Below are 20,997 nucleotides of genomic sequence, written 5' to 3'. Positions count from 1 at the left end.
GGCGCGGGCATCAGCGCCCGCGCAACCCCACTACCAGCCGTGTCATCGCGCGTTCAAAGGGCGCGGGCTCGGCCCCTTGCGCAATCGCAAGCGCGGCGCGGTCGAAAGCGGCGGACAGCACCTCGGTCAATGCCTGCATCTCGTCCTCGCCGATACCGCTGACCACCAGTTCGAGTCCGGCGCGCAACGACGCACGGCCACCGCCGGCGTCGATCCGGCTCATCTCCTCCGGCCCCAACACCGCCGGCCCGTCGATCAGCAGCAGCCGGGCGCGACCCGGCTCGGCCATGGCGCGGAAAAAGGCGGCGCTGCCCGCTTCCATGCCCTCTGCCCCGGCGCTGACCGCCTCGGCGTCGATCCGGTGCACCAGCGCCTCGGCCTCGGCCTCGACCACGGCGCGAAACAGATCGGCCTTGTCGGCGAAGTGGTGATAGAGCGCGCCGCGCGTCACCTCGGCGGCGCGCACGATCTCGGGTGTCGAGGTCTCGGCATATCCCTTGTCCACGAACAGCGCCCGCGCAGCGGCGATCAGGCGTGCCCGCATCGCGGCGCGACGGTCGGCATTGGGGACGGGTGTATTTTTCTCTTGCATACATACAGCCTGTATGTTTAATTCCATTTCACATACAGACTGTATGCATGTTGAGGAGAAAGGCAATATGAAAACGACCCAGTATTACCCCGTCATCCAGACCGGCGACGTGCAGGGCACCGCCGATTTCTATCGCAGCCATTTCGGGTTCCACACCGCGTTCGAGGCCGATTGGTACGTTCACCTGCAATCCAGCGCCGACCCCTCGGTCAATCTGGCGATCCTGGACGGGCAGCACGAAACCATCCCGGCCCAGGCCCGTGGCCCGGTGCGCGGCGTGATCCTGAACTTCGAGGTGGCAGACGCGGCGGCGGAATATGACCGGCTGACAGCGGCTGGCCTGCCGATGTTGAAACCGCTCAAGGACGAGGCGTTCGGCCAGCGCCATTTCATCACCGCCGACCCCAATGGCGTGCTGATCGACGTCATCACCCCGATCCCGCCCAGCGCCGAATTTGCCGCGCAATACAGTGCCGAGGCCCTGCCCCAGTGACCCGGCCGGGGCGGTTCCGCCGCCCCGGCCCGTGCCATTCCGTAGAAATACCATCCCCCGGAACCCGTCATTGACTCCGCGCTGACGCGGCGGCAAAACCGGCGCAATCACCAAGTCATTGGGGGAGTTTCCATGAAAAAAGTCTATGCCAACGCCACAGAGGCGCTCGACGGTCTGCTGCGGGACGGCATGCTGATCGCGGCGGGCGGCTTCGGCCTGTGCGGCATTCCCGAACTGCTCTTGCAGGCCATCAAGGAGTCGGGTGCCAAGGATCTGACCTTTGCCTCGAACAATGCGGGTGTCGACGATTTCGGCATCGGCATCCTGCTGCAAACCAAGCAGGTCAAGAAGATGATCAGCTCGTATGTGGGGGAAAACGCCGAGTTCATGCGGCAATACCTGAGCGGCGAGCTGGAGCTGGAATTCAACCCCCAGGGCACCCTGGCCGAGCGCATGCGCGCCGGTGGCGCGGGCATCCCCGGCTTCTATACCAAGACCGGCGTCGGCACCGTCATCGCCGATGGCAAGGAGCACAAGGACTTCAACGGCGAGACCTATATCCTCGAAGAGGGTATCTTTGCCGATCTGTCGATCATCAAGGCGTGGAAGGCCGATGACACCGGCAACCTGGTGTTCCGCAAGACCGCGCGCAATTTCAACGTGCCCGCGGCCACCTGCGGCAAGATCTGCATCGCCGAGGTCGAGGAAATCGTTCCGCGCGGCGAACTGGACCCCGATTGCATCCACCTGCCCGGCATCTATGTGCATCGCATCATTCAGGGCGAGCATGAAAAGCGCATCGAACAGCGCACCACCCGCAAACGTGAGGAGGCTTGAGCCATGCCCTGGGACCGCAATCAGATGGCCGCGCGCGCGGCAGAAGAGCTCGAAGACGGCATGTATGTGAACCTCGGCATCGGGATCCCGACGCTGGTGGCCAACTATGTGGGCGACAAGGACATCACCCTGCAATCGGAAAACGGCATGCTGGGCATGGGCCCCTTCCCCTATGAGGGCGACGAGGACCCGGACCTGATCAATGCCGGCAAGCAGACCATCACCGAACTGGCCCGCACCGCCTATTTCGACAGTGCCACCTCGTTTGCGATGATCCGGGGCGGCAAGATCGCCGCCGCGATCCTGGGCGCGATGGAAGTGGACGAAAAGGGCGATCTGGCCAACTGGATGATCCCCGGCAAGCTGGTCAAGGGCATGGGCGGCGCCATGGACCTGGTGGCGGGCGTCGGCCGCGTGGTGGTTGTGATGGATCACACCAACAAGCACGGCGAATCGAAAGTGCTCAAGGAATGCACCCTGCCGCTGACCGGCAAGGGCGTGGTCGACCGCATCATCACCAACCTGGGCGTTCTCGACGTGGTCGAGGGCGGGCTGAAGATCGTGGAACTGGCCGATGGCGTGACCGAGGCCGAGATGCGCGCCGCGACCGAGGCGACGCTGGTCGACTGACCACACCTCTTTTGAACCGACGAACCCGCCCCCGCAACCGGGGCGGGTTTTTCTATTGCATGGCGGTGAACACGCAACCGTCGGTGATCAGTTCGGGCGGTGTGGCGCAGAGCCCGCGCGCCACCTGATAGGCCGCCAGTACCTTGGGCACGTAGTCGCGGGTTTCGGCATAAGGCGGCACGCCTTCGTGTTTGCGCACCGCGCCCTCGCCCGCGTTGTATCCGGCAAGCACCAGCACCGGGTCGCGCCCGAACTCCTCCATCAGCCAGTTCAGATAGCGCACGCCGCCCTTGATATTCTCATCCGGTGACAGGCTGTCGGCCACGCCAAAGCGCGCCGCCGTGTCGGGCATCAGCTGCATCAGCCCCTGCGCACCCGCTCCGCTGACCGCATCGGCGCGGCCTGCCGATTCCACCGCGATCACCGCGAGCACCAGCGCTGGCGAAACCTCGGTTCCCACGGTCGAGCGCAGGATCGAGATGCCCTGTGCCCGCGCGATATCCTGCAAGGCCTGTAGGCGCGGCGCATCCACGCCGCCGGCGGACAGCGCGCTCAGCATGTCCTCCAACTGGCGGGGCCGGTCGGGGCCAAGCGCGGGAGAGATCTTGTCCCAGAACCAGGCATAGCGCCCGGTGGGCGCCGCCGCATCGGGCACGGGCGTGGCTGCGGCGGTGACAACCTCCTCCGCCTCGACCGGTTTCTGCCGCCCGGCAACAGGTGCACGGGCGTGCTCCTCGGCCGAGATCTGCACATCGACCCGTGGACGCGTCCCCGGCGCGGGTGCGCGCACCCGCTTGAACTTGACTTCGGGTAGAGGCGCGGGGTTTTCCGCGCGCGACTCGACCGCAGCCGCAAAAACAGCCGCGCTTGCAATCATGGTTATGTATCTGAGGACCATCTGCTCGCCTCTAGATATGTTTTTTTCCGAGTTTATTGCTCAAAACCCGTCACCAACACCAGAAAACCCGCCGGATTGGGGCGATTTTGCCATATTTGATGCGGTTTTGCATCGCCAACAGACGGGGCAACAGAAAATCCTAAGTTTTTTATCTAACCAAAACATACGCTTAACTTGTTTCTGGGAAAAAAATTAAAATCAGGCAAAGAAATCCGAGTTTTGGCCCAAATCCTGCCACGGCCCACAGGCAAATATACTCCCATACCGCGACGGACATGAGCCAACGAGAGAGAGCAGGTTCAGACGGACGGCGAGGTTGAGACAAACTCTTGTGATCCTTAGGAGGGACTAACCATGATCAAATTCTTCAAAAACTTCCGCAAAGACGAAGATGGCGCAGTGACCGTTGACTGGGTCGTGCTGACCGCAGCTGTCGTGGCTCTGGCCGCTGTTGCTTACAACGGCATCTCGACCGGTACCGGCACTCTGTCGACCGCCATCAATACCGAGCTGGGCAGCGTGACGCCGGATACCGGCCTGTAATAGCCTGGCTGATTACAGCAGATCGGGGCCGCGTCTTTACCCAAGGCGTGGCCCTTTCTATCTGAAATCAATGCGACGGAGGCACTGCCATGCTGTATAGCTGGATGCTCTTTGCAAAAGAGGAAGACGGCGCCGTCACGGTCGACTGGGTGGTTCTGACTGCTGCTGTGGTCTCTCTGGCCGGTATCGCTTATTCGGCGATTAATGGCCCGACAGGCGATGTATCTTCGGCCGTTTCGACCACCATTGGCACGGTCAACGTGGATACCGGGCTCTGACCTGGTTGCGCCGCCTGGTTCGAAATAAATTCGAAGTAAAACAAGTTTCAGTTTGTCTGTTAGAGGCGCCGTAGGGGCGTTCTTTGACCCAGAGAATGACACATTTGAAGCGCAGAATATGTTTCGAACAGCCTGTGCCCGGCCAGAAAGGCCGCGGCCGGGCGACCGAAACGGAAGAGAGGTGACAAGATGCGAGCAGTATTCGGACTGGTCCTGATCGTGGGGATCGCACTTGCCGGGGGGGCGGTGATGATGGCCCGCAACTATATCTCCGCATATCAAAACGAATTGGCGCGCGAGCGGCAGGCGCGGGCACAGGTCGTACCCACCAAGACCGTATATGTAGCCTCGCGCCCGCTCCGTTACGGCGAACGCCTGACCAAAGAAGACGTGCGTGCCGTGAATTGGCCCGAAAACGCCATTCCCGAAGGCACCTTCATGGATGCCGCAATGCTGTTCCCCGAGCGTCAGGAGGACAACCGCTATGTCCTGCGCGCGATGGAAAAAGATGAGGCCATCATGGCCGTCAAGGTCACCAAGCCGGGTGAGGATGCGGGGCTGACTTCGCAACTGGCGCGTGGCATGCGGGCCTTTGCCATCAAGGTCGACGTAACCAGCGGCGTCTCTGGCTTTCTGCGCCCGGGCGACCGCGTCGATGTTTATTGGACCGGTGGCCTGTCCGGCGCAACCGGCCCGCTCGAAGGGAAGCAGGGCGAGATCACCCGCCTGATCCAGACCAATATCCAGATCGTCGCGATCGACCAGATCGCGGGCGGTGACGTGACCGGCGCCAATATCGCCCGCACGGTTACTGTCGCTGCCCTGCCCCAACAGGTGGCATCGCTGGCCCAGGCCCAGACCACAGGGCGCTTGACCCTGGCCCTGGTCGGCGCCGACGACGACACCATCGCGGCTGCGGTCGAAGTGGACCAGCGTATGCTGCTGGGTCTCGGCGCCCTCGAGGCGGTGCCGGAAAAGGCCGAGGAAAAGGTTTGCACTATCCGTACCCGCCGCGGTGCCGAGGTTGTCGACATCCCGATCCCCTGCACGAATTGATGCTTCGGATTCAACAGATCAAAAATCGGGACCGCGCCAATGGGCGCGGTCCTTTTGCCTTGTTGCGCAATACACACATTAACGAGGGGCCGAAAAGCAATGATTCTTGCAAAAAAGAGCCAAGTCGCGCAGACTGATAAAAATATCGGGCAAAAAGACCCGGCTCAGAGGCGTGATCGGAAAGGCAGGTCACATGAAAATTGAAGGTTTGATCAAAGCGGCCCTGACGGGGCTCGCAATTGCGTGCAGCCCAGTTGCCGGCCTGTCGCAGGCTCAGGACCTGCGCGTGGTCAAACAAGGGACCGCAGAAACCCTTGATGTTCCGATGAACCGGGCCATCGTCGTCGAAAGCGAAACGCCCTTTGCCGAGCTTTCGATTGCCAATGCCGGCATCGCCGATATCTCATCACTTTCCGACCGTACCATTTATGTCCTAGGTAAATCGCCGGGCCTGACCACGCTCAGCCTGTTTGATGCGGGTGGGCGCCTGATCACTAACGTGAATGTGCGCGTCTCGTTCGATGTAGCAGAGTTCAAGGAACGCCTGAAACAGATTCTGCCCAACGAAAAGATCGAGGTTCGCACCGCCAATGACGGCATCGTGCTATCGGGCACCGCGTCGAGCACGGCACGCCTGCAAAGAGCACTGGACCTAGCCGAACGCTACGCGCCCGAGCGAGTGTCGAACCTGATGAGTGTCGCCGGTGTGCAGCAGGTCATGCTGAAAGTACGCTTTGCAGAGATGCAACGCTCGGTCTCGAAATCTCTGAGCGCCTCGCTTGGTGTCAGCGGTGGCAACGCTATCGGCGGCCTGAACACACTTAATAACCAGCCCGCTTTGACCAATGCCATCACTGGCAACATACCGGTTCTGAACGATAATGCTGGCGCAATTCTCTTTGGTTTCAGCGCGGGGTCGACACAGGTTCGACTGCTTCTCGAGGCGCTGGAGCGCAAGGGTGTCGTCCGCACCCTGGCCGAGCCCAATCTTTCGGCACTCTCCGGGCAAGAGGCCAAGTTCCTTGCCGGTGGCGAATATCCGATCCCGGTGGCCCAGCGCGATGGGCTCTTTACCGTCGAATACAAGCCATTCGGCGTCGAGATGGCATTCATCCCCCGCGTGGTCGATGGCGATCTGATCAATCTGGAGCTTCTGGCAGCAGTTTCGTCGCTCGACCCCAATAACTCGATCACGGTTAACGGCTTCGAGATTGCCGCCTTCCAGCGACGCGAGACCTCGACAACTGTCGAACTAAAGGACGGCGAAAGCTTTGCCATTGCTGGTTTGATCGAAGACGAGTTCCTTGACAACAACTCGCAATTACCTTGGATCGGCGACGTACCAGTGCTTGGCGCCCTGTTCCGCAGTGCGAACTACCAGCGCTCGCAGACGGAACTGGTGATCATCATCACCGCCCATCTGGTTTCGCCTACTCGTGGCGAGGCATTGGCGCTGCCGACCGATCGGGTCAAGCCGCCCACCGAGAGCGACCTGTTCTTGCGCGGCAAGACATCCCGGACCGAGCGTGCCCGTAGCGGCGCTGCCTCCGAGGTCGCGCGACAGGATTTCAGCGGCTCTTATGGCTATGTCTTGGAGTGATCAGGGGATGGGACCGATGCGGAACTGGATGATATGCCTGGGGCTGACCGGAACACTCGCCTCCTGCGGCCTTGAAGCCGGCTATCAGGTCGACTCTGGGACGTTCGGCAATGCGACTCTGAACAATACCCAGATGATGAACGGCGAGCGCAGCTATGCGCAGGTCCTGGCGGACCGGTTTGCCCGCGAGGTTCCGACCCAGATCAATTTTGCCTTTGACAGCGCTGAGTTGGACGCAACCGCTCAGCAGGTGCTGACATTGCAGGCCGACTGGATCCGGCAATTCCCCGAGGTGCGCTTCCGGGTGTATGGCCATACCGACGCGGTCGGTTCCTCGGGCTATAACAAGAGCTTGGGCATGCGTCGCGCGCGCGCGGTCGTCTCCTTCTTTGCCAGCCGGGGCGTCAGCCGTTCGCGGCTCGAGGCGGTTGTCTCCTACGGTGAAACCCAGCCTCTAGTGCCCACCAGCGAGCGCGAGCGCCGCAACCGGCGCACCGTCACCCAGGTGTCAGGCTTTGTCGATGGTCACCAGAACCTGCTGGACGGCAAATATGCCCAGGTGGTCTATCGCGAATACATCAAGAGTGCCGAGCCCAAGACTACGGTCGAGATCGACACCTCCTCCAGCGCCTTCGAACAATAAGTGGAATCGGGCGGCATCGTCGCCCGATTCCCTACAATTGGTTCTTTTCGGCCCAAATCTCGCCCAACTTACCCGCGACATTGCTTCCAATAGGTGACGTGCGACCAGATTCCCGGTCGCACGCGGGCGAAGGCAGACCGGACACCGTCTCGTTGCCTCGCCCCCGTAAAGAGGAAAGAGGCAATGAGCAGCGCAATGCCGCAACCCGAAACGACGCCGATCCTGGCCTGTACCGTCAGTCGGGACGTGCAGAACTTCGACCTTCTGATTGAGGACATGGAAGCCGCGATGGGCGAAAGCTGGGGTGACCTGGGTTTTGCCGAGGCGCTGGCCTTCTTCAGCCAGCCGGAATCCGACTCTCTCGAATTCATCGCCCTCGCGATTGACTCGGATGACGAGGACAACCTTGTCCTGATGGGCGAAATCATCACACAGGCCAAGACGCGTGGCATCAAGATCATTCTGATCGCCGAGGACGTCACCCCCGCTTCGCTGCATCAACTGCTGCGAAAGGGGGCCGACGAGTTTGTGCCCTACCCTCTGCCCGAGCGCGAGTTGCAATCAGCCATCGACCGGCTGAACAAGCCCGAGCCAGAGCAGGCCCAGACCCATCACAACACCGCGAACCTGAACAAGGGCGCTGCCCGCGAGGGGGCATTGATCGTAGTGCACGGCCTGGCAGGGGGTACTGGGTCTACCACCATGGCAGTCAACCTCGCTTGGGAACTGGCCAGCATCGGCGGCGAGGATGCTCCCAGCGTCTGCCTGCTGGACCTCGACCTGCAATACGGTTCGGTCTCAACCTACTTGGATCTGCCCCGCCGCGAGGCGGTGTTCGAGATGCTTTCGGAAACCGAAAGCATGGACGAAGAGGTATTCGGTCAGGCCCTGCTCAGCTTCGAGGACAAGTTGCAGGTGCTCACCGCGCCCTCGGACATGGTTCCGCTCGACATTCTCACGCCCGAGGACATCCAGCGGGTGATCGAGATGGCGCGGGCGCATTTCGACTATGTGATCGTCGACATGCCCAAGACGCTGGTCCAATGGTCCGAGACGATCCTTCAGGCCGCACATGTCTATTTCGCGATGATCGAGCTGGACATGCGCTCGGCCCAGAACGCGCTGCGGATGAAGCGCGCGCTGCAATCCGAGGACCTGCCCTTCAACAAATTGCGCTTTGCCCTGAATAAGGCGCCGAAATTCACCGATCTCAGCGGCAAGAGCCGGGTCAAACGGATGGGGGAATCTCTTGGTATCTCGATCGACCTGCAACTGCCCGATGGTGGCAAACAGGTCACTCAGGGCGCCGATCACGGTCTACCGCTGGCAACCTCGGCGCCCAAGAATCCACTACGCCGCGAAATCGCGAAACTGGCGCAATCGCTGCACGAATTGGGGCGCAGCGACGCCAAGGCAGCCTGAACACCATAGACGAGGGGGTCGATCGTGTTTTCAAGATATAAAAAGACCGACAAGGCAATGCCAGTGGCCGCCTTGGCCGCAAAGAAAGCCGAGGCGCCTGCCGCAAAGGCTGAGCCCGCACCCTCGGCCAGCCTGCGCAAACCGGCTCAGAAGCAGGCCGCAGAGGCGGCCCCGCAGGACCGCGACCGCAAGCGCAAGGAACGGTTGAGCGAGCTCAAGATTGAACTGCACCGCGACCTTCTGGAAAACCTTAATCTTGCGGCGCTGGAACATGCCGCCGAGGCGGAACTGCGCGCTGAAATTACCGCCATCACCAGCGAGATACTAGAAAACAAAGGCGTGGTACTGAACCGCGAGGACCGCATGCAGCTCAATAAGGAGCTGTATGACGAGGTCACCGGTCTGGGACCGTTGGAAACCCTACTTCAGGACGATACGGTCAACGATATCCTGGTGAACGGGCCGCAGCAGATTTTTGTCGAACGTTCGGGCAAGCTGCAACTGACCGACATCACATTCAAAGACGAACGCCACCTGCTTCGGATCATCGACAAGATCGTCAGCGCGGTCGGCCGGCGCGTCGATGAATCGAACCCCTATGTCGACGCCCGTCTGGCCGACGGCTCGCGTTTCAACGCGATGGTGCCGCCGATTGCGGTTGACGGTTCGCTGGTGTCGATCCGGAAGTTCAAGAAGGACAAACTGGGCATCGACGACCTGGTTCAATTCGGTGCATTTACCGAAGAGATGGCCGCGTATCTCCAGGCCGCTGTCGCCACCCGGCTGAACGTGATCGTTTCGGGCGGCACCGGTTCGGGCAAAACCACGACGCTGAACGCGCTGTCGAGCTTCATCGACAATGCCGAACGCATCCTGACGATCGAAGACACTGCTGAACTCCAGCTGCAACAAACCCATGTGGGCCGAATGGAAAGCCGCCCGCCAAACGTCGAGGGTAAGGGCGAGGTTTCTCCCCGCGACTGTCTGAAGAACGCGCTTCGGATGCGCCCCGACCGCATCATCGTCGGCGAGACCCGCGGCGAGGAAGTCATCGACATGCTCCAGGCCATGAACACCGGCCATGACGGTTCGATGACCACGATCCACGCGAACAGCGCCCGTGACGGTGTCAGCCGTCTGGAGAACATGATCGCCATGGCCGGGATCGAGATGCCGATCAAGGCCGTGCGCAGCCAGATCGCCAGCGCCGTCAACCTGATCGTGCAGGCCAGCCGTCTTCAGGACGGCAGCCGCCGTATGACCTCGATCACCGAGATCACGGGGATGGAGGGCGACGTCATCTCGATGCAGGAAATCTTCCGCTATCAGCGGGTGGGCCTGACCCCCGACAACAAGATCATTGGCCATTTCACCGCCACCGGCGTGCGCAGCCATTTCTCGGAGCGCTTCCGGATGTGGGGCTATGATCTGCCGCCGTCGATCTATGAACCGACCACGATGTAAGGATCAAGACCATGCAACTCAGTGCAGAACCGATCATCTACGGCCTGATCTTTGTCGGGGTCCTGGTGCTGGTCGAAGGGCTCTATCTCGTCGCTTTCGGGAAATCCATCAGCCTCAACAGCCGGGTGAACCGCCGGCTCGAGATGCTGGACAAGGGCGCCGGCCGCGAACAGGTGCTGGAGCAGCTCCGCAAGGAGATGCAGCAGCACATGAAGTCGAAGTCGATCCCGCTCTATTCGCTCTTGGCGGAAAAGGCGCAGAAAGCGGCCATCGCATTTACCCCCCGACAGCTGATCATGATCATGGCGCTGTTGGCGGGCATCGCCTTTGTCGGGCTCAGCATTGGCACCCAGACAGAGGTCAAACTGCGCGCCGCTATCTCGGTCGCCATCGGTATCGCCGCAGTCTATCTCTGGGTGAACCAGAAGGCCAAGAAACGGCTGAGCATGATCGAAGAGCAGCTCCCTGACTCGGTCGAACTGATGGTGCGCTCGCTCAGGGTCGGGCATCCGCTGGTCTCGGCCATCCAGATCGTGGCCAAGGAATCCGAAGATCCGATCGCCACCGAATTCGGCATCATCGCCGACGAAGCCGCCTATGGTCGCGAGGTGGGCGAGGCACTCAAGGAAATGGCCGAGCGGCTGGATATGCAGGATCTGCGCTTCCTCTCGGTGGCGGTGACCATCCAGCAGCAATCGGGTGGCAACCTCGCAGAGGTTCTGGCCGGTCTGGCCAAAGTGATCCGCGCCCGCTTCCGTCTATTCCGCCGCGTCAAAGCGATCACCGCCGAGGCGCAGTGGTCGGGCAAGTTCCTGTCAGCATTCCCGCTGGTGGCGCTGATGGTCATCTTGGTGAACGACCCGGGCTATTACGACGGGGTGATGGATCACCCGCTGTTCATCCCCGCCTGTTTCGTCGTCGGCGTGTTGCTGACCGCCAACCTGTTCGTCATGCGCATGCTGACCAATATCAAGGTCTGAGGAGGACATCATGGAACTTCTGAACCAGATCAACGACTTTCTGACAGGTCACCTGGGAGAGTTCGGCCCCCTGATCGTGGTCGGCGTGCTGGGCCTGTTCATGGTCCTGTTGGCCGTCCCACTGCTGATGAACCAACCCGAGGACCCGCTGAAAAAACTCAAGCGGGACATGAACCCCAAGACGGTCGCAAAACCGAAGAAAGATCAACTGCGTCAGAGCGGGCGCAACGAACAGCTGCAACGCTTTGCCTCTTTCCTGGAACCGCAGGACGCCGACCAACTTTCGGCGATGCAGCTGAAGCTGCGCCAGGCCGGGTATCAATCCAAGGACGCGGTGCGCTTCTTTCACTTTGCCCAGATGGCGTTGGGCCTGGTGGGCCTTCTACTGGGTGTGCTCTATGTCACCGTCATCGAGGCGGACAAGGACCTGGACGCCCAGGGGATGCTTCTGCGGGTTCTCGGCCCCGGTGCCGCAGCCTATTTCTTGCCGCGCTACTGGATCACCCGTCGCGTCGATACCCGGAAGGAGAACATCACCCGCGCGTTTCCGGATGCGCTGGACATGTTGCTTGTCTGCGTCGAAGCAGGCCAGTCGCTGGACCAATCCATCGTCCGCGTGGCCAAGGAATTGCGGGCATCTTATCCCGATCTGGCAGACGAATTCGAAGTCGTCGCCCATGAAATGAAGGCGGGCAAGGAAAAGGACAAGGTACTGCGCGATATGGGTACTCGTTGCGGTGTGATCGATGTGTCCTCTTTCGTCACCGTGATGATCCAGTCCGCCCAATTCGGCACCTCTATTGCCGAAGCGCTGCGTGTCTACGCCGGAGAAATGCGCGACAAGCGGGTGATGCGCGCTGAAGAGGCCGCAAACAAGTTGCCAACCAAAATGACCCTTGCCACAATGATGCTGACGGTTCCGCCATTGCTGATCATCCTTGTTGGCCCGTCGGCAAAGGGCATCATGGAACTTGGCAACATGAGCAAATGACGACATGACATCATCGGCTGTGCCGGCCCGACGGCCAAAGCCTGCGCTCGCATGGGCCATCGTCACCGCGGTGACGGTGGCCTCTTGCACGAAAGGCGACGAAAATACTCTGCCCGACAACCCCTTCCCGCCCGGTGTGGATCACCGCAAACAGGCGGTAAGCGGTGTCGAAGTGGGCCAGCGCCTGATGGCCGCCGGCGAATACGAACTGGCGCTTGACGCCTTTACCCGCGCCGCGCTGGACGAGGGAATGACCACGGAAATCCTTACGGGCCTGGGCACTGCAAATCTGGGCCTGGGGCGGCTGGGGCAGTCTGAATCCATGCTGCGCCGCGCTGTCGAAGAGGCCCCTGACTGGCCCGAAGCCTGGAATAATCTCGGCGTTCTGCTGATGGAAAAGGGCGAGATCGCCGAGGCGACCGCCGTGTTCCGCAAGGCATATGCATTGGACAATGGCGAAAGTGACTCAATCCGAAACAATCTGCGGATTGCGCTCGCAAAATCGGAAAATCCTGTTATTAATATTGAACAAAAAGAAGAATTCAAATTGGTGCAGCGGGGACAAGGTGATTTCCTGATCCGCAAGACACCATAGAGGGCAAGAGCAGCAAGAAGGACGCAAAAATGCGCCACTTTATCCTGGTTCCGGTCATGCTGGCAGGTGGCCTGACCCTATCGGCCTGTTCCGACAACGCGGATGAAACCGTCGAGCGCGCGTTTCAGGACGTGAATGTCGTCGACGAAACCAATCTGAACGACGTGATGCTGACGGTGGCAGACCCCAATGAAGCGGTCGACTATTTCCAGCGCGCTGCAAAGGACAATCCCGACCGGGCTGACCTGCAACGTGGACTGGCCAAGTCGCTAACCCGCGCCAACCGCAACACCGAGGCCGTCGCCGCCTGGAACCGCGTCGTCAAGATGGACGGCGCCATCCCGGACGACGCGGTCGATCTGGCCGATGCGCTGATCCGCAACAACGAGTGGGATCGGGCAGAGCAGGTGCTGGACGGAGTGCCGCCCACCCACGAGACCTTCAAACGCTACCGGCTCGAGGCGATGGTGGCGGATTCCAATCAGGAATGGAAAAACGCCGATACCTTTTACGAAATCGCCGTTGGCCTCACCACCCGGCCTGCCGGCGTGATGAATAACTGGGGCTATTCCAAATTGACCCGCGGCGATTTCGCCGAGGCTGAGCGCCTGTTCGGCGACGCTATCCGTCAGGACGACAACCTTTTTACCGCCAAGAACAACTTGGTTCTGGCCCGCAGTGCCCAACGCAACTATACGCTGCCCGTGGTCCCGATGACCCAGATCGAGCGCGCTCAGTTGCTGCACACCATGGCGCTGTCGGCGGTCAAACAGGGCGACGTCACTACCGGCAAGGCACTGCTGCGCGAGGCAATCGACACCCATCCGCAACATTTCGAAGACGCGGTACGCTCGCTCCGGGCGCTGGAGATCGGCTGATCTCATGGCCCTTCCTGCCTATGCCGCGCTGTGGTTTTTACCCTTCGCGCTGCCGATCTGCCTCTATGTCGCTTATACCGACTTGGCCGAACTGAAGATCCGCAACCACGCGGTCATGGCACTGGCCGGGGTTTTTGTGGCGGTGGGACTGATTGCATATCCGCCCTTTACCAGCGAATGGGCATCGGGCCGTATCGGCCCGATACCGATGGCCCTGCCCACCTATGCCTGGCAATTGCTGCATCTGCCGCTGATCCTGCTGGTCGGGATAGGGTTTAACGCAGCGGGCGCCATGGGTGCGGGCGATGCCAAGTTCCTGGCAGCGGCCGCGCCCTTTGTCTGGACCGCCGATCTGATCCTTGCCATGGCGATCCTCGCCGCCAGCCTGCTGGGTGCCTTTGCCACCCACCGCATCGCCAAATACAGCGGGCTAAGGCGCTTTGCACCCGACTGGAAAAGCTGGGACAGCGGCAAGAAGTTCCCCATGGGCCTGGCGCTGGGCCTCTGGCTGGTCACCTATTTGGCGCTTGGTATCGCACGGGGCAGCTAAGCGCGGCTGACCCATCAATCACCGCCCCGGCGCCCTTGTGATGCCACATTGTTGCATCACTTTCGGCACCAAGCGGGACACCCGCAGACATGTCACCAGAACCACTGCAGGCACACCGATGAATATGCAACCCACCGCCGTGATCGCCCCGCCCGCACCAAAGGGCATAGCCGAGATGCAACTGCCCATCGTCATGATGCGGGACATTCTGTTGAAGACCGTGTTCCGCAAGAATGTGGAAACCGCCCGCGAAGTTGCCGAGGCCATCTGTCTGCCGCTTTCGGTCACGCAGGAACTGATCGACATGTCCCGCGGCCAGAAACTGCTCGAGGCGACCGGGACTCTCAACGCCAACAGCGGCAACGAGATGGGCTATCAGCTGACCGATGCGGGCAAGTCGCGCGCGCTCGACGCACTCAGCCAGTCTGAATATTTCGGCGCCATGCCGGTCCCGCTCGAGGTTTATCGCGAGCAGGTGAAACGCCAGTCGATCCGCAACATCCAGGTCACCCGTGACCAACTGGTGCGCGCGATGGGTCATCTGGTGCTGCCCGACAGCCTGCTGGGGCATCTCGGCCCCGCCGTCAGCGCCGGCCGCTCGATTCTGATGTATGGCCCGCCCGGCAACGGCAAATCCTCGATCTCGAACGGCATCCGCGACGCCTTGGGTGACAATGTCTATGTGCCGCGCGCCATCGAGTATTCCGGCCAGGTCATCACCGTCTATGACCCGATCGTGCACACCGCCGTCGAACAGGAACCAGACGATCCGACCCAACTGCGCCGCCGCGCCCGGTTCGACAGCCGTTATGTGATGTGCGAACGCCCTACCGTGATCACCGGGGGCGAGCTGTCGCTGTCGATGCTCGACCTGGTCTACAACCCCACTGCGCGCACCTATCAGGCGCCCTTGCAGCTGAAATCCACCGGCGGCATCTTCATCATCGACGACCTTGGCCGCCAGGCCGAACCGCCGCAGGCGATCATCAACCGCTGGATCGTGCCGCTGGAAGAGGGCAAGGACATTCTGGGCCTGCAATCGGGCGAGAAATTCGAAGTCCCCTTTGACACCCTGGTGATTTTCTCGACCAACTTTCACCCCAACGAGATCTTTGACCAGGCGGCGCTGCGCCGAATCTTCTTCAAGATCAAGATCGACGGCCCGAACCAGGAAAACTTCCTGAAAATCTTCGCCATGGTCGCCCGCAAGAAGGGCGTGCCGCTGGACGAAAAGGCGCTGGTGCATCTGCTCAAGGTCAAATACCCGACCATCGACAACATCTATGCCAATTATCAGCCGGTCTTCCTGATCGACCAGATGATCGCCATCTGCGAGTTCGAAGGCATCCCCTATCAGATGAGCCCTGACCTGATCGACCGCGCCTGGGCCAACATGTTCGTCAAGGACGAGAAGATCGTGAAATGATCGGGGTCGCGGGCTGTGGCCGCATGGGGGCGCCGATGCTGGCCGCCCTGCGACGCGCGGGGTTCCCGGCGAAAGGTTTCGACATTCGACCATCCAGCGATTTTGCAGGTAAAGATCACGGGATTACCGATGATATCGCAGTATTTTCGCAAGACTTGAACATTCTCATCACTGTCGTCCGTGATATTGCGCAAACTGAGCAGGTATTGTTCACAGATCAGAAACTCACTTACGCAAAACACCTCGATTGTGTCATCCTCTGCTCCACCCTGTCGCCCCGCTATGTGCGCGCGTTGCGGGCGCGGGTGCCGGACCATATCACCCTGATCGACGCCCCCATGTCCGGTGCCCAGGTCGCGGCCGAGGAGGCGCGGCTCTCTTTCATGCTGGGCGGCGCACCCGCCGATCTGGATGCGGCACAACCGCTCTTCGACGCGATGGGCAGCCATTTCCACCGTATGGGCCCCTTTGGCTCGGGCATGCAGGCCAAGGTGCTCAACAACCTGCTCGCCGCCGCCAATACGGCGATGACACGGCTGGTGCTGGACTGGGGCGATGCCGCCGGCCTCGACGAGGCCGCGCTGCTCCGACTCATCCATACCAGTTCGGGCCAGAATTGGTTTGCCAGCAATTTCGACCAGATCGAATTCTCCCGTGACGGGTTGAGCGAGGACAACACGATCGGCATCCTGGTCAAGGATGTCGAAAGCGCGCTCGACGCCGCGCCGCAGGGCGCCGACACCACCCTGCCCCGCAGCGTCCAGACCGCGATCAGGTCCCTGCGCCCGCGCCCTTCTTCTGTTTGAAAATACCTCCGGGGAGTCGCCCATAGGGCGACGGGGGCAGCGCCCCCTTCCCTTGCCCAAGGCTGGTGATAAGGTCACCCCATGCCGCAGCTCCCCGCGCTCCTCACCGACTGGTTCACCGCCAAGGGCTGGTCCGTCCATCCCCATCAACAAGCGATGTTTGATCGCGCCGACCGCCCCGCAACCCTGTTGATTGCCCCCACCGGTGGCGGCAAGACCATGGCCGGGTTTCTCCCCACACTGGCCGAGCTGGCAACGGGACAGCATCAGGGCCTGCACACTCTCTATGTCTCCCCGCTCAAGGCGCTGGCCGCCGATATCAAGCGCAACCTGCGCACCCCGGTTGACGAGATCGGCCTGGCGATCCGGATAGAGGATCGCACCGGTGATACCTCGGCCACGCAAAAGAAACGACAGCGCGCGGACCCGCCCCATATCCTGTTGACCACGCCGGAAAGCCTCGCGCTCCTGACCTCCTACGAGGACGCGCCGCGCATGTTTGCCGGGTTGCGCCGCGTGGTGGTCGACGAGATTCACGCGCTGGCCGAAAGCAAGCGCGGCGACCAGCTGATGCTGGCGCTGGCGCGGCTGCAAACGCTCTGCCCCGACCTGCGCCGGGTGGGCCTCTCGGCCACGGTCGAGGACCCGCAGGCCATCGCCCGCTTCCTCGCCCGTCACCCCGACCCTTGCGAGATCCTGCTGGCCGATCCCGGCCCCGATCCCGATATCGCCATGCTGGAAACCGAGGAAATGCCGCCCTGGTCGGGTGGTGGCGCGGCCTATGCGATCCCCGCCGTGCTCGATCAGGTCCGGCGGCACAAGACGACGCTCATCTTTCACAACACCCGCGCCCAGGCCGAGATCTTCTTTCACAACCTCTGGCTGGCCAATGACGGCGGTCTGCCCATCGGCATCCACCACGGCAGCCTCGACCGGACCCAGCGCGAGCGGGTCGAGGCGGCGATGGTGCGGGGCGAGCTGCGCGCCATCGTCTGCACCGGCAGTCTCGATCTGGGCATCGACTGGGGCGATGTCGATCTGGTGATCCAGATCGGCGCCCCCAAGAACGTCAAGCGGCTGGTGCAGCGGATCGGGCGGGCCAATCACCGCTATAACGCGCCCTCCAAGGCGCTGCTGGTGCCCGCCAACCGGTTCGAGGTGGTCGAATGTATCGCCGCGCTCGAAGCGGTTCGCGCACACGCGCTGGACGGCGACCCGCGCGGCCCCGGCCCGCGCGACGTGCTCTGCCAGCATATCCTGATCGCCGCCTGTTCCGGACCGTTTGACGCCAATGCGCTCTTTGCCGAGATGACCTCGGCGGGGCCTTATGCCGATCTCTCCCGATCCGAATTCGATGCCTGTCTCGAGTTCTGCGCCACCGGCGGCTATGCGCTGCGCGCCTATGACCGCTGGCAGCGCCTGCAACAGCGCCCGGACGGGCAATGGCAATTGCGCGACCCGCGCAGCGCCCAGCGGATCCGCCAGAATATCGGCACCATCCAGGACACCGACACGCTTAAGGTCCGGCTTAGGCGCAATCGCGGCGGCAAGCCGCTGGGCGAGATCGAGGAAGGGTTCGCCGCCTCGCTCACCCCCGGCGACACCTTTCTGATCGGCGGCCAGATCGTGCGCTACGAGGGCCTGCGCGAGATGGTGGTCGAGGTCAGCCGCCGCGCCGATAAAAAGCCCAAGATCGCCACCTTCATGGGCACCAAATTCGCCACCTCGACCCAGCTCAGCGCCCGCATCCTCGACCTGTTCGCGCAGACCGACTGGCCGCAGCTTCCGCGCCACACCGCCGACTGGCTGGCCCTGCAACGCCAGGTCTCGCGTCTGCCCGAACGCGGGCGGCTGCTGATCGAAAGCTTTCCGCAGGACGGGCGCGAGCATCTCTGCGTCTACGGCTTTGCCGGGCGCAACGCGATGCAGACGCTGGGCCTGTTGTTGACCAAACGGATGGAGGAGACGGGCCTGAACCCGCTGGGCTTTGTCGCCACCGATTACGCGGTGCTGATCTGGGGGCTCGAGGCCACGACCGACCCGGCGCCGCTCTTCGAAATCGACAGCCTGCGCGCCGGGCTGGATCAATGGCTGGCCGGCAACGCGGTGATGAAACGCACCTTTCGCGCCTCGGCCACCATCGCCGGGCTGATCGAGCGCAATCTGGGCGGCCAGCGCAAGACCGGGCGGCAGGCGACCTTCAGCTCGGATATCCTCTATGACACCTTGCTGAAATACGACCCCCATCACCTGATGATGCAGATCACCCGAGCCGAGGCCATGCGCGGACTGGTCGATTTCGGCCGCATCGAAGAGATGATCGCCCGGGTCGGCGACCGGATCGACCTGGTGCGGCTGGACCGGGTAACACCACTGGCCGCGCCGCTGTTTCTGGAGGTCGGCCGGGTGCCGGTGCAGGGCGCCGCCGAGGAGCGGCTCTTGGCCGAGGAAAGTGCCCGTCTGCTGGCCGACGCCGGTCTCTTGACCTGAAAGGACTTGCGCAATCCGGCGTCCCGCGCAAAGAACACATCATGAACGGGTACGAATTCACCTTTGCCGGGGAACGGCTCACCGCGCTTGGCTCGGGCGCGCTCTGGTGGCGCGAGCGACGGCTTTTGTGTGTCTCGGACTTGCATCTGGGGAAATCCGAGCGCATCGCCCGGCGCCACGGCACCCCGCTGCCCCCCTATGAGGTGACCGACACGCTGGATCGGCTTTCATCCGATCTGGAGCGCACCAAACCCGAGACGGTGATCTGCCTGGGCGACAGTTTCGACGATGCCGAGGCCGCCCGCGCCCTGCCCGAACCCGCGCGCCTGCGCATCGCCACGCTCCAGGCCGGGCGGCGCTGGATCTGGATCGAGGGCAACCACGACCCCGGCCCGGTGGACATGGGCGGCAGCCATCTGGCCGAACTGACACTTGGGCCGCTGCTGTTTCGCCATATCGCGCAAGATGGCGCACAGGGAGAGATCTCGGGCCATTACCACCCAAAGGCGGCGCTGCGCCTGCGCGGGCGCAACCTGACGCGCCCGGCCTTTCTGGTCGACACCGCGCGGATCGTGCTGCCCGCCTATGGAACCTATACCGGCGGGTTGCGCAGCGATGCGCCGGTTCTGGCCCAACTGATGCGGCCCGAGGCGCTGGCGATTGTCACCGGCGCCACCCCGCATGCCGTGCCAATGCCACGCTGAACAGAGGATCAGATGATCCCCGCGTCCTCCAGTCCAGGGCGATACTTGCGGCTGATCGGGATCAGATCGCCATTGGTCAGGCGCAAATGGGTCTTGCCCCCGCTGCGCTCGACGCTCTCGATCGCCGCTTCGGTCACCCAATGGGACCTGTGGGTACAATGCCCAGCGATCGGAGACATCTCGTCAATGGCGTCTCCGAACCGCGACCGGATCGTGTGAACCCCCTGATCGGTCACCACATCGACACTGTGATCACGGACGGTCAACCGCAGGATCTGCTCGGAAAATCCTTCTGGCAAGCGTTTGTAAATCCGGGGTTGCGGCGGTTTCTCTACCGCGTTGCCCGACAAGACGCCCCGACGCAGGATGATCAGGCCCGAGGCAAAAATGGTCCCGTAGCGCGCCATGCTCCACAGGTCGGGCGATGCGGCGGCAGAAGGTAGCGCCAGAAGCCGGATCAACAGCCACAACGCCGGTGTAAAGAGCAGCGTGACCAGTGCGACAATCATCAGGTCCTTGCCCAAAAGCGCCGCGTCGGGCAAATGCCGCTCGACCAGACGATGGCTCTGGTGCGCGATGCCGCCCGCGACCCCCATGACCAGCAGCCAGAACAGGAACCGCTGGACAAAGGACATGCTGTGCCCGCCGAACGGGGCCGAGATGCTGGCCAGGAGCGATAGAAACACAAAGGCCGGTCCGATCAGACCCCGTTTATCGGCACTCAGAAAGGATCTCAGTGTGGCTATCATGAAGAACTTGCTTGAACTGATCTGACGCGGAACACCGTCATACCGCAATTGGCACCCTGCGACAAATACCGGGAGGGGTCCATTTTGACAAACTGCGACGCTTTGGCGTCAGGCGGCGCAAGAAAGCAACACCTTAATGTTGTTCAGTAAAGTTAACAGTGCAGCAGAAAACACATTTCGCGCCAAATCCATTTGACGCTCAGAAGCATCAGGGCCACCGGTGCTTGCGCCCCCGGTGGCCCATCGCGTGATCAGAGGATACTCACGGAGTAAGTCCCTTTGGTTCTGTGAGTTTGTTAGCGCGGGTGCAGGCTGTGAGGGTGTTGGCGAGCAGGCAGGCGATGGTCATGGGGCCGACGCCGCCGGGGACCG

The 20,997-nt window shown here is 62.0% G+C and carries 22 protein-coding genes and 1 pseudogene; 19 read left to right on the top strand and 4 right to left on the bottom strand.

Annotated elements, in window-relative coordinates:
* Positions 1 to 10 precede the first annotated feature (10 nt).
* Positions 11 to 592 (bottom strand): TetR family transcriptional regulator, encoded by a 582-nt coding sequence (locus tag AC2FNY_RS14930; protein ID WP_496802930.1) that lies wholly within the window; start codon positions 590 to 592, stop codon positions 11 to 13.
* A 67-nt stretch (positions 593 to 659) separates the two neighbouring features.
* Between AC2FNY_RS14930 and AC2FNY_RS14925 the strand changes: the two genes are divergently transcribed.
* The 3 genes from AC2FNY_RS14925 to AC2FNY_RS14915 all read left to right on the top strand — a co-directional run bounded on the left by AC2FNY_RS14925 (position 660) and on the right by AC2FNY_RS14915 (position 2,552).
* Entirely contained in the window at positions 660 to 1,085 is a 426-nt protein-coding gene (locus AC2FNY_RS14925) for a VOC family protein (protein ID WP_011048774.1), read from the top strand.
* 132 nt (positions 1,086 to 1,217) lie between these two features.
* A complete protein-coding gene (locus tag AC2FNY_RS14920; protein WP_496802929.1) occupies positions 1,218 to 1,922 on the top strand; it encodes a CoA transferase subunit A in 705 nt (234 codons plus the stop codon).
* Between the two features lie 3 nt (positions 1,923 to 1,925).
* A complete protein-coding gene (locus AC2FNY_RS14915; RefSeq protein WP_234184242.1) occupies positions 1,926 to 2,552 on the top strand; it encodes a 3-oxoacid CoA-transferase subunit B in 627 nt (208 codons plus the stop codon).
* Positions 2,553 to 2,604: 52 nt separating this feature from the next.
* On the opposite strand, the gene AC2FNY_RS14910 is transcribed toward AC2FNY_RS14915, so the two are convergent.
* Positions 2,605 to 3,450 (bottom strand): lytic transglycosylase domain-containing protein, encoded by an 846-nt coding sequence (locus tag AC2FNY_RS14910; RefSeq protein ID WP_496802928.1) that lies wholly within the window; start codon positions 3,448 to 3,450, stop codon positions 2,605 to 2,607.
* Positions 3,451 to 3,804: 354 nt separating this feature from the next.
* Here AC2FNY_RS14910 and AC2FNY_RS14905 point away from each other — a divergent pair, with 354 nt between their 5' ends.
* The 16 genes from AC2FNY_RS14905 (at position 3,805) to pdeM (ending at position 19,876) form a co-directional block, all read left to right on the top strand.
* The gene (locus AC2FNY_RS14905; protein WP_234139613.1) at positions 3,805 to 3,993 is read left to right on the top strand and encodes a hypothetical protein; all 189 of its coding nucleotides are present in this window, start codon (positions 3,805 to 3,807) and stop codon (positions 3,991 to 3,993) included.
* 89 nt (positions 3,994 to 4,082) lie between these two features.
* On the top strand, positions 4,083 to 4,271 hold the full coding sequence (locus AC2FNY_RS14900) for a hypothetical protein (protein WP_234139612.1): 189 nt from the start codon (positions 4,083 to 4,085) through the stop codon (positions 4,269 to 4,271).
* Between the two features lie 189 nt (positions 4,272 to 4,460).
* Entirely contained in the window at positions 4,461 to 5,327 is an 867-nt protein-coding gene (cpaB, locus tag AC2FNY_RS14895) for a Flp pilus assembly protein CpaB (protein WP_234139611.1), read from the top strand.
* A 193-nt stretch (positions 5,328 to 5,520) separates the two neighbouring features.
* A complete protein-coding gene (locus AC2FNY_RS14890) occupies positions 5,521 to 6,927 on the top strand; it encodes a type II and III secretion system protein family protein (RefSeq protein ID WP_234139744.1) in 1,407 nt (468 codons plus the stop codon).
* 16 nt (positions 6,928 to 6,943) lie between these two features.
* Positions 6,944 to 7,570, top strand: a complete 627-nt coding sequence (locus AC2FNY_RS14885; RefSeq protein WP_496802927.1) for an OmpA family protein — start codon at positions 6,944 to 6,946, stop codon at positions 7,568 to 7,570.
* A gap of 183 nt (positions 7,571 to 7,753) precedes the next feature.
* Positions 7,754 to 8,992: an AAA family ATPase gene (locus tag AC2FNY_RS14880; protein ID WP_234139609.1), complete on the top strand. Its 1,239-nt coding sequence runs from the start codon at positions 7,754 to 7,756 to the stop codon at positions 8,990 to 8,992.
* Between the two features lie 24 nt (positions 8,993 to 9,016).
* Positions 9,017 to 10,456 (top strand): TadA family conjugal transfer-associated ATPase, encoded by a 1,440-nt coding sequence (locus tag AC2FNY_RS14875; protein WP_234139608.1) that lies wholly within the window; start codon positions 9,017 to 9,019, stop codon positions 10,454 to 10,456.
* Positions 10,457 to 10,467: 11 nt separating this feature from the next.
* Entirely contained in the window at positions 10,468 to 11,436 is a 969-nt protein-coding gene (locus AC2FNY_RS14870; protein WP_234139607.1) for a type II secretion system F family protein, read from the top strand.
* A gap of 10 nt (positions 11,437 to 11,446) precedes the next feature.
* A complete protein-coding gene (locus AC2FNY_RS14865; RefSeq protein ID WP_496802926.1) occupies positions 11,447 to 12,427 on the top strand; it encodes a type II secretion system F family protein in 981 nt (326 codons plus the stop codon).
* 4 nt (positions 12,428 to 12,431) lie between these two features.
* Positions 12,432 to 13,022, top strand: coding sequence for a tetratricopeptide repeat protein (locus AC2FNY_RS14860; RefSeq protein ID WP_496802925.1), 591 nt, complete (start codon positions 12,432 to 12,434; stop codon positions 13,020 to 13,022).
* Between the two features lie 29 nt (positions 13,023 to 13,051).
* The gene (locus tag AC2FNY_RS14855) at positions 13,052 to 13,900 is read left to right on the top strand and encodes a tetratricopeptide repeat protein (protein ID WP_234139604.1); all 849 of its coding nucleotides are present in this window, start codon (positions 13,052 to 13,054) and stop codon (positions 13,898 to 13,900) included.
* A 4-nt stretch (positions 13,901 to 13,904) separates the two neighbouring features.
* On the top strand, positions 13,905 to 14,450 hold the full coding sequence (locus AC2FNY_RS14850) for a prepilin peptidase (protein ID WP_234139603.1): 546 nt from the start codon (positions 13,905 to 13,907) through the stop codon (positions 14,448 to 14,450).
* 118 nt (positions 14,451 to 14,568) lie between these two features.
* On the top strand, positions 14,569 to 15,876 hold the full coding sequence (locus AC2FNY_RS14845; RefSeq protein WP_234165896.1) for a DUF8689 domain-containing protein: 1,308 nt from the start codon (positions 14,569 to 14,571) through the stop codon (positions 15,874 to 15,876).
* Positions 15,873 to 16,682, top strand: coding sequence for an NAD(P)-dependent oxidoreductase (locus AC2FNY_RS14840; protein ID WP_496802924.1), 810 nt, complete (start codon positions 15,873 to 15,875; stop codon positions 16,680 to 16,682). The genes AC2FNY_RS14845 and AC2FNY_RS14840 overlap by 4 nt, the downstream gene beginning before the upstream one ends.
* Positions 16,683 to 16,763: 81 nt before the next feature.
* Positions 16,764 to 19,172 carry a ligase-associated DNA damage response DEXH box helicase gene (locus tag AC2FNY_RS14835; protein ID WP_496802923.1) on the top strand — a complete coding sequence of 803 codons (2,409 nt, stop codon included), beginning with the start codon at positions 16,764 to 16,766 and terminating at the stop codon, positions 19,170 to 19,172.
* Positions 19,173 to 19,213: 41 nt separating this feature from the next.
* On the top strand, positions 19,214 to 19,876 hold the full coding sequence (gene pdeM, locus AC2FNY_RS14830; protein WP_496802922.1) for a ligase-associated DNA damage response endonuclease PdeM: 663 nt from the start codon (positions 19,214 to 19,216) through the stop codon (positions 19,874 to 19,876).
* Positions 19,877 to 19,884: 8 nt separating this feature from the next.
* Here pdeM and AC2FNY_RS14825 read toward each other — a convergent pair whose 3' ends face one another.
* Both AC2FNY_RS14825 and AC2FNY_RS14820 read right to left on the bottom strand, forming a co-directional pair.
* Positions 19,885 to 20,625, bottom strand: coding sequence for a LytTR family DNA-binding domain-containing protein (locus AC2FNY_RS14825; RefSeq protein ID WP_234165892.1), 741 nt, complete (start codon positions 20,623 to 20,625; stop codon positions 19,885 to 19,887).
* 262 nt (positions 20,626 to 20,887) lie between these two features.
* A pseudogene (locus AC2FNY_RS14820) lies at positions 20,888 to 20,997 on the bottom strand (bifunctional methylenetetrahydrofolate dehydrogenase/methenyltetrahydrofolate cyclohydrolase); the annotation flags it as partial.

It is taken from the genome of Ruegeria sp. BHSC223, assembly GCF_059613025.1.
Note: the sequence above shows the minus strand (reverse complement) of the source record. Positions and strands in the feature narration are given on the sequence as shown.